The 16,449-nt window shown below is 68.4% G+C and carries 9 protein-coding genes; 6 read left to right on the top strand and 3 right to left on the bottom strand.

Annotation, left to right across the window (positions count from 1 at the left end; translation table 11 throughout):
- Window positions 1-801: 801 nt before the first annotated feature.
- The 6 genes from HH311_RS00290 to HH311_RS00315 all read left to right on the top strand — a co-directional run bounded on the left by HH311_RS00290 (window position 802) and on the right by HH311_RS00315 (window position 9,291).
- Complete coding sequence (locus HH311_RS00290) at window positions 802-4,116, top strand: P-loop NTPase fold protein (RefSeq protein WP_169181607.1); 3,315 nt, start codon at window positions 802-804, stop codon at window positions 4,114-4,116.
- A 562-nt stretch (window positions 4,117-4,678) separates the two neighbouring features.
- Window positions 4,679-5,332 (top strand): hypothetical protein, encoded by a 654-nt coding sequence (locus tag HH311_RS00295; RefSeq protein ID WP_169181608.1) that lies wholly within the window; start codon window positions 4,679-4,681, stop codon window positions 5,330-5,332.
- A gap of 1 nt (window position 5,333) precedes the next feature.
- Complete coding sequence (locus HH311_RS00300; RefSeq protein WP_169181609.1) at window positions 5,334-6,074, top strand: hypothetical protein; 741 nt, start codon at window positions 5,334-5,336, stop codon at window positions 6,072-6,074.
- Window positions 6,075-7,461: 1,387 nt separating this feature from the next.
- Window positions 7,462-8,274, top strand: a complete 813-nt coding sequence (locus tag HH311_RS00305; protein WP_169181610.1) for a pentapeptide repeat-containing protein — start codon at window positions 7,462-7,464, stop codon at window positions 8,272-8,274.
- A gap of 89 nt (window positions 8,275-8,363) precedes the next feature.
- Window positions 8,364-8,621 (top strand): hypothetical protein, encoded by a 258-nt coding sequence (locus HH311_RS00310; RefSeq protein WP_169181563.1) that lies wholly within the window; start codon window positions 8,364-8,366, stop codon window positions 8,619-8,621.
- 526 nt (window positions 8,622-9,147) lie between these two features.
- A complete protein-coding gene (locus tag HH311_RS00315; protein ID WP_169181611.1) occupies window positions 9,148-9,291 on the top strand; it encodes a hypothetical protein in 144 nt (47 codons plus the stop codon).
- Between the two features lie 1,999 nt (window positions 9,292-11,290).
- Here the strand turns inward: HH311_RS00315 and HH311_RS00320 are convergent.
- The 3 genes from HH311_RS00320 to HH311_RS00330 all read right to left on the bottom strand — a co-directional run bounded on the left by HH311_RS00320 (window position 11,291) and on the right by HH311_RS00330 (window position 16,179).
- Complete coding sequence (locus HH311_RS00320) at window positions 11,291-11,809, bottom strand: DUF1269 domain-containing protein (RefSeq protein ID WP_169181612.1); 519 nt, start codon at window positions 11,807-11,809, stop codon at window positions 11,291-11,293.
- A 110-nt stretch (window positions 11,810-11,919) separates the two neighbouring features.
- Complete coding sequence (locus tag HH311_RS00325) at window positions 11,920-14,733, bottom strand: BTAD domain-containing putative transcriptional regulator (RefSeq protein WP_169181613.1); 2,814 nt, start codon at window positions 14,731-14,733, stop codon at window positions 11,920-11,922.
- Window positions 14,734-14,823: 90 nt separating this feature from the next.
- Complete coding sequence (locus HH311_RS00330) at window positions 14,824-16,179, bottom strand: FAD-binding oxidoreductase (RefSeq protein WP_169181614.1); 1,356 nt, start codon at window positions 16,177-16,179, stop codon at window positions 14,824-14,826.
- Between the last annotated feature and the right edge of the window lie 270 nt (window positions 16,180-16,449).

Raw genomic sequence — 16,449 nt, forward strand, 5'->3', positions numbered from 1 at the left:
TCTGGAAGTGAGCGCAGGGGACAACTCACGGAAAGGCCGCGTTCTACTGCCGGCCAAAGCGGCCATTGTCCACGACACGGCAAGACGTCGATCCCGCGGCCTGTCTCTGTCTGCGCCGATTGACCGCATCCCGAAGCTGTCGAACGGGCGAGCCGCGCTCGGCCTCACGACCCGACTCGATACAGTGCGCGGACACTGCGGTGCCGCAGCTCACACCAGAGATCTCAGCGGCGCAGCTCAGCGTGTCATCACTCAAGCGTTACTCGACCGAAAGTCGGGGCCCGCCTCACCGCAGCGACACGACCCCAACCGGCCGGTCGATCACACCCTCAGCTGCACTCCAATTCCGGAAGAGCCCCTTACACGCCCACTTTGACCCCAAGGGGCTTTACGCATCGAGTGCGGGAGGAGTGGAGGACGGGACGAGCACCCAGCCCCGATCGGGCTCGCTCTGACGTGCCTTCTGATCCGTAGTTACGTGCCGACCGCGTGCATGCCCACTAGCGCTCCGGCCCTCGCCGACCCATGCACACCCCAGTTGATCTATCAGGGGTGTCGTCGTTGACACCAACGAAGTAGCGGGCCCTGACGCGGCTAGTGCTCTCTGGGCGCTCATCGCTGTCGCCCTGCTGTCGTGAGGGGCAGCTCCCGGCCTCCGTACATCCGGTGACAGGGACAACATTGACCCGAAAGGCCGCATCCGACGCAGCGCCGCCGAGTGTTTGATTACTAGCCGTGGCGAGTGTGTCTCCCGGGGAGGGCGGAGGACCTGACTCCGCCTACGTGTTGCGGTTAAGGCCGTTGACCAAGCTCAAACACTTCGGCGCTCTGTACTGGGGCGCGGTCGGCGAGGTCAGCGCCGCGCAGTTAGTGCTGGCAGCAGGCAGTCGCGAGGAGCCGCTGCGCTTGTGGGATCCCGCGACCAGCGAGATGTTGGCGGCGCCGCTGCACGGCATCGTCGCGTCGCCGTGGGGGGCGTTCGGCGAACTCGGCAACGCGAAGCTAGTCCTGGCCACACCCGGGCGCGATGACACGACGGTGCAGCTATGGGATCCAGCCACCGGCCAGGCGCACGGAAAGCCGCTGACCGGTCACACCGGCCGGGTGTCGTGGGGGGTGTTCGGCGAACTCTCCGACGGACAGGTGGTGCTGGCCACCGGCGGCGACGACACGACGGTGCGGCTATGGGATCCGGCCACCGGCCAGGCGCGACGGGAGCTGGCCGGCCACGACGGCGGAGTCTTCTGGGGGGTTTTCGTCGAGATCGAGAGTCAGGTGGTGCTGGCCACCGGCGGCATGGACGGGACTGTGCGGTTGTGGGATTCGGCCACCGGCCAGGCGCGACGAGAGCTGACCGGCCACAACGGTGGAGTCTTGTGGGGAGCGTTCGCCGAACTTGAGGGTCGTGCGGTGCTCGCTACGGGTGGCGGCGCCCGTGACCAGACGGTGCGGTTGTGGGATCCCGCGAGCGGAAAGGCAGTGGGTGAACCGCTTTGGGTTCATCAAGGCGTCGTGAAATGGGGAGCGTTCGCCAAGCTGCCGGATGGAAGTCCGGTGCTGGTCACTATCGGCGACGACGGTTTCCTACGGGTGTGGGAGTTGCTGTACGAGAAGGCCGTTACCCGACGGCGTCCGATATACCGAAGCGACACCGTCGGCGGCGAGGACGAGCTGCGTAGGGGTGTAGAGGCAACCGCCCTGGCAGAGCTCATCACCTCCAAGTCGGTGCGGCCGCCGTTGGCGATCGGACTGTTCGGGGATTGGGGAACTGGCAAGAGTTACTTCATCGACCTCATCCGCCGCGAGGTCGCCGGCGCGGCCCGCCGTGGCGGCGACCTCGCGTTCCGGGAAGTCCGCCAGGTCGGGTTCAACGCCTGGCACTACGCCGAGACCGACTTGTGGGCCAGCCTTGTTGCCCAGATCTTTCGCCAGCTCGCTAACCCCACTCCGGACGACAGCACTGCGGAGGCTGGCAGCCTTGACCGGGAGACGGCACAGCGACGACAGTTTCGGCTGGATGCAGACCTTCTCGCCCAACGCGGCACCGTCCAGGAGCTCACAGCGGCCGAGAACAGGCTCGACGATCTGCGCGCCGTGGTACGCGACGAACGCCGGACCCCCTGGAGGAAGCTCCCGGAGGAGCAGCAAACGGAGCTTAAGGGGGCTTTGGGGTCCATCGACGCCGCCAAGGCTTACGCCGTGGCGACAAGCCAGATGAGGTGGCTGCGACTGCTGGCCTTCCAGCTCCGGGAGCTGCGTCGCGCACTGCGGGGCCGCGAGCTGGTCGTCGCAGCGTTGGCGACTCTGATAGTAGCCGGGCTAGTAGTAGGCGTTGCCGCTCTCGGTCCGTTGCTGGTGCAGTGGGCCGGGCGTTTGCTCGCCGTTGTCGGAGGCGGCGGGCTGGTAGCCGTCGTGGCGGCAAGTCAAGATCAAATTCGAGGGGCCCTAAAGCAGGTCGCTTCGGCCACCGCCCGCGCGCGACGCTTCATTGAGGCCCAGCAGAGCCAACTCCAGAGCGCGATCAAGACTGAAGAAGTCAGAATCGCTGCTCTGAAGCGCAAAGTGCAGAACTTCACTGCCGCCGGGAAGCTGGCTGGGCTGGTCGCTGAGCGCGCCGCCGAGGGCTACTACCGACGCTCGTTGGGGTTAATGACCGACATCCGCGAGGACTTCGAACACATGGCCAGCCTGCTTGCCGCCGCCGCCGAAGCCCCCGACCAAACCTCGTTTGGAGGCGAGCCCCAACTGGCCGCATCTTCCACTAACGGCGAGCGGGTACAGCGCTCTCCGCTTCAAGATAAGGCTGGGGACGAGCTGCCGCGCATCGACCGGATCGTGCTCTACATCGATGATCTCGACCGGTGCCCCCCGGCACGAGTGGTGGCGATGCTCGAAGCGGTGCACCTACTGTTGGCCGTCAAGGGAGGGCTGTTCGTGGTGGTACTCGCGGTGGACCCGCGCTGGCTGCTACGCGCCGTTGGCGCCCACTACCGCGACGTGCTTGACCATCGCGACACTGCCTTTGCCGGTGCCGGTGTTGAGCAGGCCGACGAGGCCACGCTGGGGGCGGCCACCCCCGCCCAGTACCTCGAGAAGATCTTCCAGTTGGTTTTCACCCTGCCCTCCCTGCGTGACCCCGGGTACCAGAGCCTTATCGACTCGATGATCGACCTCCGCGACGACACAACGCAGGCACCAGCAACCTCGCCTCAGCCGTCGGTTGGCGATTCCACCCGGGGCTCCCCAGACCGAGCTCGACGGCAACGTCGGGGGCCGGATCAGCTCATGACCGGACACCAGCCGGTCCAGTTGTCCGCAGCCCAGAGGGTCGACAAGATCGACCCGTTCGCGCTTAGCAAGGACGAGAGGGACCTGATGCGGTTGTTGGGCCCCCCGCTGATCGTCACACCACGCAGCGTGAGGCGCTTGGCCAACAGCTACGGTCTGCTCGCCGCCCTGCGCCGACTGCGCGACCCAACGGACGAGGACCCTGCCGTCACGCTAGCGGCCATGGTGCTACTCGGCGCCCTCGTCGGCTACCCCGCTCTCGGGCCCCAGCTAGTCAACCGCCTTCACCGAAACGACAGCCCTAGCTATACGTGGTCTGAGTTCCTCGCCCAGGCTCCACCGGTGCCTGGCCGCGATCCCGGAACTTCCGATCACGTGCGAGCGAGCGCCGAGACAATCCCTGGCGGCGGACCTGATGGGCCTTCGGCAGCGCAGGGCCGAGCTTCCGACCCGGACCAAGCCCGCACGCGCCGGAGTGGCGAGGCCCAATCGCGATGGATCCAGAAAGTGCACGACGTTGCCGACGCCCGAGTCGCCGCCCTAGAGCGTGAGGCGCTGGACTTCACCGCTGCTGGAGAACCCGCCGGGCTGGTCCTCGAACGCTCCTCCTCTCCCGCTGACGCGATGCCTGCACAGTGGCAGGAGATGACCGAGGCCTTAGTCTCGGTCACAAAGCGCGCCAACAAGAAAGGGATCCAGTTGCCGGAGGACCTAGAGGTCTGGGCAGCCGTCGTTGAGGACGTGGCCCGGTTGTCCTTCCCCGCTGGCGCTGTGATCACTCAGCTCGCTTCGCGTACTCCGACCCCTGATGACGGCCATCGCACCTGACTTCACGATCGGTTTCAGCGCCGACCACCGTGTCAGTCGGCGATCGCCGCCGAGACCGCGCGTCCACGCTAACGAGCGACCTAGAGCAAGCGACGCACTTGCCGGGGAAGCCGACCCCAGGTGTCTCGGGGGTGTGCAGTACCGCAGCGCGGGCTGGGGCGTGACCCCGGAACCCTAGTTAGCGCCATCACAGCCGCTGAGCGAGTCAGTAGTCCGACCCTAGTGGACGGCCATGCAGATCGGAGAAGGAGCGCAAGCATAGACGTCCGGGCGAGTGACGAACGGGCCGCTGCTTGCTTCCGTCGGAGGACTTCCTACGACCTAAAACGCTTGCCGGCGTCGAGGGACGTGCCCGGATGTGAGACCACCGGAGGAGCGCTGGGGCTCTACGGGTACAAGCTTGTAGCACTAGTCTGCCCCTCCATCCTGCCGCTACACTAACGCTTCCCGAGAGTGGCGAAGCGATCGCAGGCCAGATTGACGGCTCCCGAGCGTCGCGAGACCGCAATAACGAGCTGACGTCCCGCTGTCGTCACAGGAAGACCCCTGAAATGGAGGTCGTATGACGTGGCCCGCGCTCCTTCTGGCGTTTGGTGTGGCGACATTGGTCGTCATCTTAGAGATCCTCGGCCGGTACGGAGAGGGATTCGGATCAGCTTTTAGAACCCCGGGCTTCGTCTTGGTCCTAACATTAAATGTTGGATGGAGCTTCCTCGCGACTTCGCTAGTTCTCAACTTTAGTGGAAGCGCTCTGAGTGCACCGCTAGTCGGTGCGATTGGAGGGATCGTTGGTCCCATTTTGTCCAACGTAGGCGTCGCGCGCATCAGTCGCAGATCATCTGCTGAGACGCTGATTGGACCAGCGTTCATTACTGGATACGCGTTTAGATTGATGGATGAGAGTGTCGACGATCGTGAGGCCTCAAAGCGAGCACTGCGCGCAATCTCAGCTGCCGAGGCTTTCGCAAACGTTCCGGACAGCTTGATTTACCAGTACATTCAATCCGCAATAGTGTCGCGTGAGCAAAGTCCGAGCAGCAGGAGGGCGCTGACATCCTTCGTCAAGAACCTCGTGGACACGGAGATGGAACCGAAGGAACGGAACTACATTCTTGCGCAGTTCCTGCTTGAAAGAGGCGGAAAGCGCGCTCTCGACGACCTGATCGAGGCCAGTGCAGGGGCTGCGCCCCGCAATTCTCAGGTCGAGGAGACGTAGAATGTGGTGGCTGCTTTCGGCCGGGGTCGCCGCAGTCGCAAGCCTGATTGAGATTTTTTCTGGCTACGGCACAAGAATCCCGAAGACCGCAGCTGGATGGGTCTCTCTTAGAGTCTTCATCGACGGCTTTGTGGGCGCTGTCATCTATGCTCCGGCAACAGCGGTACTCCCGGCAACTTGGAGCCCTACGTTGACGGCTTTCCTCGCAGGGTTATCGGGCGCGGCTATCCTTCGAGCGTCGATAAACGTCAATCGGGGCAGTGGGCCTAAAGCTTCTCTAGGGCTCGAGAGCGGATACTCTCGATTGCTAGATCAGGTCAATAAGCAGATCAAGTCTGCTGGACAACTCGATACCACAAGCTGGTTGGCCGGCAATCGAGACATGCTGACGTCCGTTGACTATCAGGAGTTTGCACTTATTGCTAGACTGTACCTTCTTCAAGACCCAGTCGGCGACTCGAAGGTAGGGCTTGACCTAATCAAGAGGCTACAGAAGGACGGCTCGAAGACCGATGAGGAGAAGCGTGAAGAATTGCTAAATCACCTCGTAAAGTCGAACGAGATCGCGCTGCTGAGGCTGGTCGTCAAAGAAGTAGCGGGGGAGGACGGAGGCGAGCGGGGCAAGGGGTCTAGAGTCGTTGCGCCCGACCGTCGCCAGAGCACTGAGAGCGACAGGACTCATACGAGTGACGTTGTGAACGCACTTGAGGGTAACGAGACACCAGATAGGAAATTAGGGTGAATTGTTCTCTGTGACTGTTCCGAGCGCAGGAAGGACCTATCAGCGTTGGTGCACCTAACCTCGAGGCGGTCTAGGCAATCTCCTAGGCCGACGCTCGTGCACGCGTCCGCGTCCTTCGGAGTCCGTGCGCGCTGAAGGGCACCACGCCGCCCTCGAACTCCTCGCCGGCGGCCCTCGACCAGGTCACATGCCTGCACCCAGCCATCCGCCGCGACCTGGCCCACCTCGACGGCCCGGAACTCGGCAGCAGCCTGCTCGAACGCGTCATGCGCGAACTCAACGCCCGTACCGACATCGGCGGCAGCCGATGGTCGGTCGACGGCCTCTGCGACCTGGTCACCATCCAGCTCGCCCGGATGACCAAGCATCCCTCGTGGGCCACACTGCGCGCGTCGACCCATCCGCCGAGGCATCGACTTCAAGATCAATAACCTGAAGTCCAACGCTGGCTGACGCTACCGAATTCTCACGGCTCCAGTGGCGCGGCGCACCTTAAACATAGAGGGCAGCCAATGTGCAAGCGTCGATACCCACGGCCATATCGGCGCCAACCAACGCACCATACTCCGTATCGAGCTCACCGAGCCCCAGACGCCCGCTCGACAAGAACATCGATCAAGGCAGCGTTGGGCCTGACGGAACAGACGACTCGTCGTGCTAACCGAACCACGGATTACGAGGACGTTTGTCTCCGCGAGCGGCAGCCTCTGTGCGTCCATCGGTGCACGTCGATAGCCCCGCCGTGCTCGCCCACGCGCTCACGTTCCACCCGTCTCATGCCGCGACCCGTTCCACCGGCGCGGGCCAAGCCGCTCGCGGTCGGCGCCAGAGGCGGACTCGCGGCTCCGTTGAGGCAGGTAGCTAACCCGGAGCTCGCCCCCCGCTCGGGGGCCCGCTGCCGGGGGCGACGGGCGGGGATGCCGGCTGCCACAAGGCCCGTGCAGCCGTCTCGCTCCCCGCGCGCCGACCAAGCACGCGTCCTTCTTGCAGTCTTCAATGCTCGGGCAGAATGTAACGCGAGGCCTTCCAATGATGGCAGTCGGTAGAGCTCTGCTCACCAGACGTAATCTGAGACTACTCCTAATGAGTGGTCGTGGTGCCGGTTCGCTACGTTCGTTACCACCCTAGCCTCGAAGGTTGGGAAGATAGCCGTCCTGCAATCGTCCGTATTCAATTCGTTCGGAACACGATGACACAGCCGCGCTCGCGAGACCGTCGCCGTCGCCCTTCTGGTCACGCTTCAGTGGCGAACCGGCTACGACGACCGCCCGTAGCCGGGCGCTATGCCTCAAGATCGGCGCTGCGCTGTCCCAAGCGGTCATTATGGCGTCGCTTCACCGACGGGCTTGCGCGAGTGTGGCGTGGAGTGCGGGGGAATGCAGCTGTGGTGGCGGCAATCGCCACCGCCCTGGCGGCAGTGATAAGCGCCCTCGTGGCCACTGCCGCGCTGAACTCCACTCAACGACAGATCGAGATCGCTGAGCAGGGCCAGGTCACCGATCGCTATACCCGAGCTGTATCACAGCTTGGCGATCCGGGCCCCGACGTGCATCTTGGTGGTATATACGCTCTTGAGCGCCTGTCTCACGATTCCCCTCGCGATCAGCCAACGATTCTCGCTGTGCTGTCTGCATATGTTCGCAATCACGCACCAAAATCGTCTTGCCCCTCTCGGAATCCGCCGGCGTCGGGCCAAAGTTCGGCATTACCAGCGGTGGTTTTTGGTCTGCCTGAACCTCCGAGCGACGTCGCTGGGGCGCTCACCGTCCTAGGGCGACGTGATCCGGCCCAAGACGCAGGTAGTAGGATCGATCTGGCCGGAGCATGTCTGCTGGGCGCTAATCTGATCGGCAACAACTTTGCAGGCGCGCGCATCTTCGACGCCGACCTCACGGGCGCCAATTTGACTGACAGTGGCCTCAAGGGCACCGAGTTCGTAGGCAGCAAACTTAACTTCTCCCACCTCGCAGATGCAGATCTTCGAGGTGCTGACTTCTACGACGCTGATCTTTCTTTTGCCCGCGCCGCTGGCGCCAATTTTGCGGGCGCAACACTAAGGGGCGCCAACCTCAGCGGCGCCGACCTAACGGGCGCAGACCTAAGCGGTACCGACCTAACGGGTGCTGACATTTCGTCCGCTATCCTTATTAATGCCACTGGGGCAAACCTCACCGACACTCTCGGGGTACCGCTCCGCTGAATTGCTGGCCTGGGCCGGCCGAGGTCGGAGCGCCGAGCGAGGTCGCCCAAGGCCGCCTCACCGCCCCTGCGCGCGCAGCCGCCGACTCCTTGCGCACCGTTAACTCCGAGCGCGGCCTCGTCCGCCGGTTCGTAGCCCTGTTCTGCTCTGAGGTCGCCACCTACCTCGACGAGCCGGACCGCCGCGAGGCAGCGCGCGATGACGTGGCGGACAGGCTTGCCGCCGTCGCCCCACGGGTGGTGATCGCGCACTCGCTCGGCTCGGTTGTCGCATACGAGGCGCTCTGGGCCCGCCACGCGCCAGCCGTGGAGCTGCTGGTCACCCTTGGTGCGTTCAGGGCCACCTGAACTAGCCGATCAGGGCACAGGACTACTGGCCGAGGGCAGTCTGAAGCTTTGCCTGGCCCACGGCCCGCTGAAGGCGATCTGGTTCCGACATAGCCCGACGAAACTGGACAGCACGGCCATCCACTGGCCGGTCAAGGGCAGCGACACGATCTCTACCTGGCGCTGTGGCCAACCGAGGCCGGCGATGTCGCTGACCTGCTCGACGCCGTGGACGCCGACGGACGGGGGGCGTGCCAGGACGCCTGGGCGCTCGGACCCAACCAAGCACCTTCTGGATCTGCCCCGATGAGTAGCCCGACGATGACCACCGCCTCGAGCGCATCGAGCAGCTCGGGGTAGCCGTGGGCGGGGAGCAAGTAGGTCTCGACCTCGGTGCGTCGCCTACATGCGGGCGGGGTGACCCTGGTCGAGCCCTACCGCCAGCTCATCGGCACGGCAGCCTCCGGCTCAGCTCCCCGACGGGGTCAGGACGACCTGGCCATCGCCTTCGCCGAAGGAGCTGTCGTTGATTCGGCAGGTGACGCTCGTGGCGGTCATGACGTGGGTGGCCGAGCTCCCGGCGCCACCGCCGCCGGCCGCCGACGTGCCGCCCGCTCCGCTGCTGGGTTTCCCACGGTTGACGCCCCCGCCGCCCCCGCCGCCGTTCGCGCCGAGCCCGGAGCCGCCCTGACTCCGGCCGCCACCCATGCCCGACTCGCCGCCGGCCGCGCCGCCCCTGCCGCCGTCAACAGGAGAACCGTCCCTGCCGTTCTGTCCCGTCCACGAGGGGCTCCGCTGCGGAACCCCGCTGCATCCGGCGAAGCCGCCCTGCCGTAGTCCATCGGGTCCCCGCTGGGCCCGCCGTCACCGCCCCCGCCGCCGGCTCCTGTGCTGCCAGTCATCCACTGACGCGAGCTATCGGCACTGCCCCTCGCCGACCACCGGAACCATCGCTTCTGCAGACGGCAATTAGCGCCTGCGGGCCGGCCGCGACATTGCAGCCTGCTTGCTGTCGCAAGTGGGCACAGCCACGTGGGGATGAGACGTTAGGGCTGCACCTGAGCAAGTAGTCGAGACTTAGCCCGTGCCCAGCTACATGCACGAACTTCCTGTGGCAGACCGCGACTCCGGCACGGACGTCTTCTACCGACTGCCCCAGATCAAGCGGTTGGACTGGCCAGAGGAGGTAGTCAAGCAGTGGCTGTACGACAACGCCATCATGTGGCCTTCCTCGCCGGCTATCGAGTCGAGACGTCGACCTTGAGGAGGTCCATTGGGCCTTTGAGCTCGTCCCCTGACCGAGCTCGCCATCAACATCAGCGTTGAGGACGAATAATGCCGACTATGCCCGCGACGAAGACGCTCGCTAGCAGCCAGCCCAAGATTTGGACACCGAGTTGGCCAACCGACAGGAGTGCTAAGTAGCCATCACCAGGGCGCACTTTGCACACCTTGTCCGCGCCTCCAGTAACGATTGGAAGGGTCAGCGAAGTGGCGTAAGTTATGCTCTGCGAAAGCGAACATGGGCGGTCGACGGGCAGACCGGGACTGTCGGTAGCCTGCACTAGCCAAGAGCCGCCTAGGAGAGTACAGAAGGCCACCGAGACGACCATGAGAAGCGTCAGCCAGTAGATCGCCCGTGCTGGCGTCTCGCTCCCACCACGGGACGGTGAATCTGCCGGGATGTCGTATCCATGGCATGGTCGGCGGGCAGCCGCTGGCCGGAATTGCGCTCGGAGGCGAGTGCCGGGCCAGATGACTCCGTGGGTCGTTGACCACGTCATCTGGAACGACGAACGCCGACGACCACCAGGCCCAGGTCGGCAACGAGGCTGACCCAGGTCTGCGGCTCGACCGGGGTCATCTTGCAGAAGGAGGGCAAGACGGGCCAGCAATCGACGTTGCCGATGCGCAGATCGGGCGCAACTTCGAGATGGTCGCCGGTCGCAGTAGAAGTCCAAATGGACCGGCCATCAATCTCACCGGGACTAGGATCGGAGGGCTTCTCAATATCTCAAACCAAAGCGCTTGCTCAAGTGTGTCCGAGGTTGAGGCCGGCGCTCGATGGCCCTCGTCGCTCGACGTGTCGGATGAACGCACCAGCGCGGGCGCCGCTGACAGGGGAGACGCCAGCTCGGGAGCGCAAAGCATCTGGACGACGGAAGGGGAACGCGAAAAGTGGCGCCTTTATGCTTGGCGCGCAACTGGTTGGCGGGCGGACGGGCAAGTGCTGCTCGAGCACTGCACCTACTCGGGCGTGCCGCAAGGCGTGAGTCGCGATGAGTTGATGAGGTGGATTATCGGGCCTCCAGAGCGCCGATACGAGCCGTCAGCCTTTCAGCAACTCGCCCGTGCCTATGACAGGGAGGGCGACCAAGCTGACGCATTGGGATGCGCGACAGGGTCGCGGAGCCGCTCCTTCTTCAACGCGCGACAGCACGTCGTCAATAGTACGGGTGCAAGCATCCAAGCTGACGGGATTGAGGTCCGTCGAGACGTCGTCTTCGGACCGGGTTTTGCACCCACCCCGACGCCGGGGCGGCCCGAGCCCGGGTGGTCGATCACCTGGTCGGCGCGCGGTGACGCCGGGACATCCCCGCGCCGCGGGTGCCGCACGCGGCACCGTCGCGGCCGCGAGGTGAGCGATCGTCCCGCTCGTGCCCGACTCGAGCAGGACGCGACCCGCGCGGTCAGTGCGACACCCCGCTCGATGCTCCTGTCTGGTCGGTGGACCGGGTGTCGGCGGAGAAGGCGCGGGTCAGCGCGTCCTGCTGGGTCCGGGTGAGCGTGGTGGCGAGCAGATCGATGTGCGTGTCCGCGAGGACCTCGCCGACCGCGTCGACCACGGCGTCGTCGGTGAGCAGGAACAGCGCTGACGTGCCGGCGACGATGCGGTCGCGGACCCGACCGAGGAACGCGTCGGGCAGCCCGACGTGGGCCAGCCCCGCCCCGGCGGCGGCCGTGGACCCGCTGAGCGGGAGCAGGAACACCGTCCCGAACAGCAGGCCCCAGAACGCGCCGGACAGCGCGGCCGTCCCGGCGGCGGTCCCGGCCTGGTAGGTCCGGGGCCGCGCCGCGTCGGCCGCCCAGGCGACGACGGAGGCGTCGTCGAGGGTGAGCAGCCGCTGGTTCTGCCGGCGCTCGAGCGGTCGCAGCGCGGTCTCGGCACCGGTCTCGGTGTCGAACGTCCAGATGCTCAGCGTGGTCATGTCGGTGCTCCGGTCCCGCTGCGGGCGGTGTCCCCGCCCGTCTGCCGACCACGGTGCCGCGGGTCCTCCAACGCGACTCCAACTCCGGTCGCGCGGGTTGGAGCCGCTGCTCAGGCCAGGAACTCGACGAGGGCGGTGCGGGCCCCCTCGGCCCGGGCGCGGGCGGCCGTCGTGGCGCCGAGACGGGCGGTGATGGCCGCGAGCAGTGTCGACATCTCCTCGTCCCGGGGCCACGGCACGCCGGCCGAGCGGTGCTGGGCCTCGGCCGCACCGAGGACGCGCAGCGCCGCGGCGTCCTCGCCGGCCCGACCGAGCGCGAGGCCGTAGATCTCCAGGGCGAAGGCGTTGTCGCGCAGGCCCGCATCGGCCGACGCCTGCAGCATCGCGCGCGCCCAGGGCAGTGCCTGGTCGGGACGGCCGTCCGCCAGCGCGATCGTCGCCGCCCCCGCCGCGGCGCTCCACGCCGTGTACAGGTTGTCGGCGGCACGGGCGTCGTCGTGGAGCGCGGCGAAGCGCGCCACCAGCTCCGGGCGGGGATCGGCGACGGCCTCGGCGAGCAGCTGCGCGTGCCGGACGACGACGTCGAGCGCCGGGGCACCCGCGGCGAGCCGCGTGCTTGCGGCCGCCACCTCGGCCAGGACCTCCGCGTCGCCGACCCGGCCCAACGGGCCCGTCGTGACGGCGAGGTCGTCGCACACGATCGCGGCGTCGTCGCCGGTCAGGGACTCCGCGGCGGCCAGCGCCTCCCGGACGCGAACCCGCCCGGCGGCGGGATCGCCCTGCACGAGCCGGGAGTTGGCGTCGCCGAGCAGGAGGAGCACGCGGTCGACGGGCTCCGCGAGGGCCGGGTCGGCCTCGACGGTCCGCAGGACGGTCTCGCGCTGGCGGTCGCCCTCCAGGGCCTTGCCGCTGAACGCCCAGTACAGCCCGAGGCGGGCCACGAGCGCCGCGCCCAACGGGGTGGGGGCGTCGACCAGGGTGCGCTGCACCGTCGCGCGGATCCCGGCGAGGTCGTCGTCGAGGGCCGCGTACCAGCTCGCCATCGTGTGCGAGCCGAGCCGCGGCTTGTCGCGGGCGAGACCCTCGACCCACGCGTCGCGCCGGGCCGCCGGGTCCTCACCGGCCCGGTCGGCCTCGTGCACGGCGTGCCCGCGCACCGTCGCGAGCTGGGCGAACCGCGACGCACCACCGGCTCGCGGCGGCCCGAGCGCCGACAGCATGGAGCGGTGCACCAGCCCGGCGACGGCGTCGACCGCGTCCGTCGTCGTCATCCCGGTCAGCGCCGCCGCGACGTCGACGGTGAACGGGCCGGGCACGGCACCGACGGCGCGGTGCAGCGCGGCGAGGGGCTCGGGGAGGGCGCGGTAGCTGGTGTCGACGGCGTCGCGGACCGTCCGGTGATGGTTCGTGCCGCGGCGGCGCCCGACCCGGCTCAGCGTGCTGGCGTCGGCCCGGACCTGGGCGGCGATCTCGGTGAGCGTGTACGCGCGGGCGCGGCCGGCGGCCAGCTCCAGCGCGAGCGGGAGCCCGTCGACGGCCTCGGCGATGTCGCGGACGTCGACCATCGACTCGTCGTCGCCCACCCCGCCGGGCACGAGCGCGTCGAGCCGGTCGAGGAACAGCTCGACCGCCGCCGTCGACGTGAGCGGTGCCAGGGCCACGACCTCCTCGCCGTCGACCTCCAGCGGTTCCCGGCTGGTCGCCAGCACGGCGAGCTGCGGTCCTCCGACCAGTACCTTCTCCACCAGCTCGGCGACGGCGTCGAGGACGTGCTCGCAGTTGTCGAGGACGACGAGCATGCGCCGCGCGGACGTGAAGCGGCGCAACGCCTCCGCGGGCTCGGCGGGACCCGAGGCCGGCACCTCCAGCGCGGACGCGATCGTGTCGGGGACCCCCTCGGGGGTGGCGACCGTGAGGTCGACGAACCACGACCCGCCGGGCGGCGCGGTCTTCCGGGCGACCTCCAGCGCGAGCCGCGTCTTGCCGCACCCCGCCGCGCCCACGATCGTGACCAACCGCCCGGGCACGACCAGCCCCGCGAGCTCGGCCGTCTCCCGTTCCCGCCCCACCAGCCGGCTGCGCGCCTCGGGGAGGTGCTGCGACGGCTCCGCCCGGGCAGGCGCGACGACGGGCCCGGGTGCCTCGTCACGCAGCAGTTCGGCGTGCAGCGCCTGGAGTTCGGGCCCCGGCTCGACACCCAGCTCCTCGACGAGGACGGTGCGGGCGTCGGTGTAGGCCTGCAGCGCCTCGGCGCGCCGCCCGGCGTCCCGGTAGGCCGTCATCCGCAGCAGCCACAGCCGCTCCCGCAACGGTTCCTCGGCCAGCGCCGTCTCGAGCTCGCCGAGGGCCTGCTCCGGAGCGCCGGTGCCCAGCAGAGCCCCGATGTGGGTCTCGCGGAGGCCGGCACGGACCGCGTCGAGACGGGCGACTGCGGCATGCGCCCAGTCCTGCTCGGCGGCCACGCCGTAGGGCCGACCCCGCCACAGGGCGGCCGCCCGGGTGGCCTGTGCCAGAGCGCCGGTCGCGTCGCCGGAGGCGAGACGATCGGCCGCGGCGGTCGCCAGCCGGACCAAGCGGGCCGAGTCGGTCGGGTCGTCCCCGGTCAGCACGAGCCGGTAGCCGCCGGGGTCGCGGACCAGGACCCTCGACGGCTCGCCCCGCGCCCGGCCGGGTTCGAGCACCCGGCGCAGCCGCCACACGTGGGAGTCGAGCGTCGACACCGAGCGGTCGACGCCGCGCTCGCCCCACATGGCCTCGCACAGCGCGTCCACCCCGACGGTGTGGCCGCCGTGGATCAGCAGCAGCGCGAGCGCCGACTCCAGCCGGGCGCCCCCCACGGCACTCACCTCGCCGCCCCGTTCGACCTCCAGCCGGCCGAGGTCCCGGAAACGCACGGGCGGCTCGGCGGGCGTGTCCGTGGTCATCGGCTCCCCTCGCACCGAGGGGAGCTCGTCGTCACGGTCCCGAATATGGACCAGGCCTGAGCCGGTCCACAACGGGCGCGCTACCGGGACTCACGACACGGATGCGGGTTCCAGGATCGTGACGCCGGTCCGGAACAGGTTCCGCGGGTCCGTCTCCGCCTTCACCTCCTGCAACCGGGCGAGCGTCGCCGCGTCGAAGGCGCCGCGGGCGTCGACGGGCCTGCCGTCGGGCCGGCAGGTGAAGTTGAGCAGTGACCGGCCGCCGCTCCACGGCAGCAGCCGCTGGTAGAACGCGGTCTGGATGCCGGCGGCGTCCGCGAACGCCGGGCCCGGGTAGGCCGAGGTGAACACGTTGAACGCGGCGTCTCGGTGGCCGACGGCGTCGGGCACGGCGGCCGGGCGGGCGAGGGCGCCACCGAGGTGGCGCAGCTCCAGCATGTGCGGCGTCGACGCGCCGACCTCGGCGAGCAGCACCTCGATCGCGGCGTCGTCCCACACGGGGAGCACCGCGCCGCCGCAGCTCACCGGCTGCGGGGCGGTCGGGTCGCCGTGGATGGTGCCGAACTCGAGGATCGGCAGGGGCCGCACGGTGTCGAGGATCGGGGCCGCCACGGCGCGGAGCGGAGCGATGAGCCGCTCGGCCTCCTCGGGCGCACCGCTGTACGTCACCCGCAGGTGGGCGACGAAGCGGCCGCGCAGCGGCGCCGGGACGGCCTCGATCGGCGGGAAGGACACGAAGGCCACGGACAGGCTGAGCGCGTCGGGCGCGCCCGCGGTGACGCGGCCGAACGCGGCCACCAGCTCCGCGGCGCACTCCCCCGGCAGGAACAGCCCGCCGCCGTACAGCGCGTCGCCGGGGACGAGGTCGAACTCCAGCTCCGTCGCGACACCGAAGCCGCTGCCGCCGCCGCGGACCGCCCAGAACAGCTCCGGGTCGGGGGCGGCAGTGACGTCGCGGACCTCGCCGTCGGGGGTGACGAGCCGAATCCGGCGGACCCGGTCGGCCGCCCAGCCGTACCGCCGGCCGAGCGGGCTCAGCCCACCACCCGTCGTGTAGGACGCCACGCCCACCTCGGGCGACGACCCGCACAGCGGGATCAGCCCGGCCGGCGCGCAGTGCGCGAGGACCGGCGTCCACGTCGCGCCGCCGCCGACGACTGCGGTGCGCCGCTGCGGGTCCACGCGGACCCGGTCGAGCGCGCGGGTGTCGATCAGCACGCCGCCCTCGTCCCCGCCGACCGGGCCGTGGCCCGTCGTGCGGACCACGACGGGCAGGTCGCGCTCGGCGGCGAACCGCACCGCGGTGACGACGTCGGCCTCGTCGCGGGCGGAGACCGCGACGTCGGGGGTGGGGATCGCGGACAGGTCGAAGCCGGCGCGGGCCGCGTCGTAACCCGGGGTGCCGGGCGTGAACACGGTGGGGATGGTGTCGAGGATGGTGGACATGGCCGGCTCCTGGGGACGGGGCCGGTCGTCGGCCCGCTCGGCCACGACGTTGCGCGCCGCAGCTCCAAGACCCCTTCAACCCGGCTCCAGCGGAATTGGAGACGGTCCTGTCACCATCCCGACGTGCTGAGGAGCCCGTCCGCCCTGCGGTCCGCGCTGGCGCCGCTGCCCGGGCACTGGGGAGCCGCCGATCCGGCGCCCGTGGGCACACGCGGCGTCCACTCACTGCCCGTCTGCGCACCTAGGGCCCGTCCGACCCTTTTGTGTCGT

Source organism: Actinomycetospora sp. TBRC 11914, from assembly GCF_012933465.1.
Classification (GTDB): Bacteria; Actinomycetota; Actinomycetes; order Mycobacteriales; family Pseudonocardiaceae; genus Actinomycetospora.

What these genes read in the sequence shown, in the direction of transcription:
- HH311_RS00330 (WP_169181614.1), bottom strand. Translation starts at nt 16,179, where the DNA reads ATGTCCACCATCCTCGACACCATCCCCACCGTGTTCACGCCCGGCACC.
- HH311_RS00295 (WP_169181608.1), top strand. Translation starts at nt 4,679, where the DNA reads ATGACGTGGCCCGCGCTCCTTCTGGCGTTTGGTGTGGCGACATTGGTC.
- HH311_RS00300 (WP_169181609.1), top strand. Translation starts at nt 5,334, where the DNA reads ATGTGGTGGCTGCTTTCGGCCGGGGTCGCCGCAGTCGCAAGCCTGATT.
- HH311_RS00325 (WP_169181613.1), bottom strand. Translation starts at nt 14,733, where the DNA reads ATGACCACGGACACGCCCGCCGAGCCGCCCGTGCGTTTCCGGGACCTC.
- HH311_RS00320 (WP_169181612.1), bottom strand. Translation starts at nt 11,809, where the DNA reads ATGACCACGCTGAGCATCTGGACGTTCGACACCGAGACCGGTGCCGAG.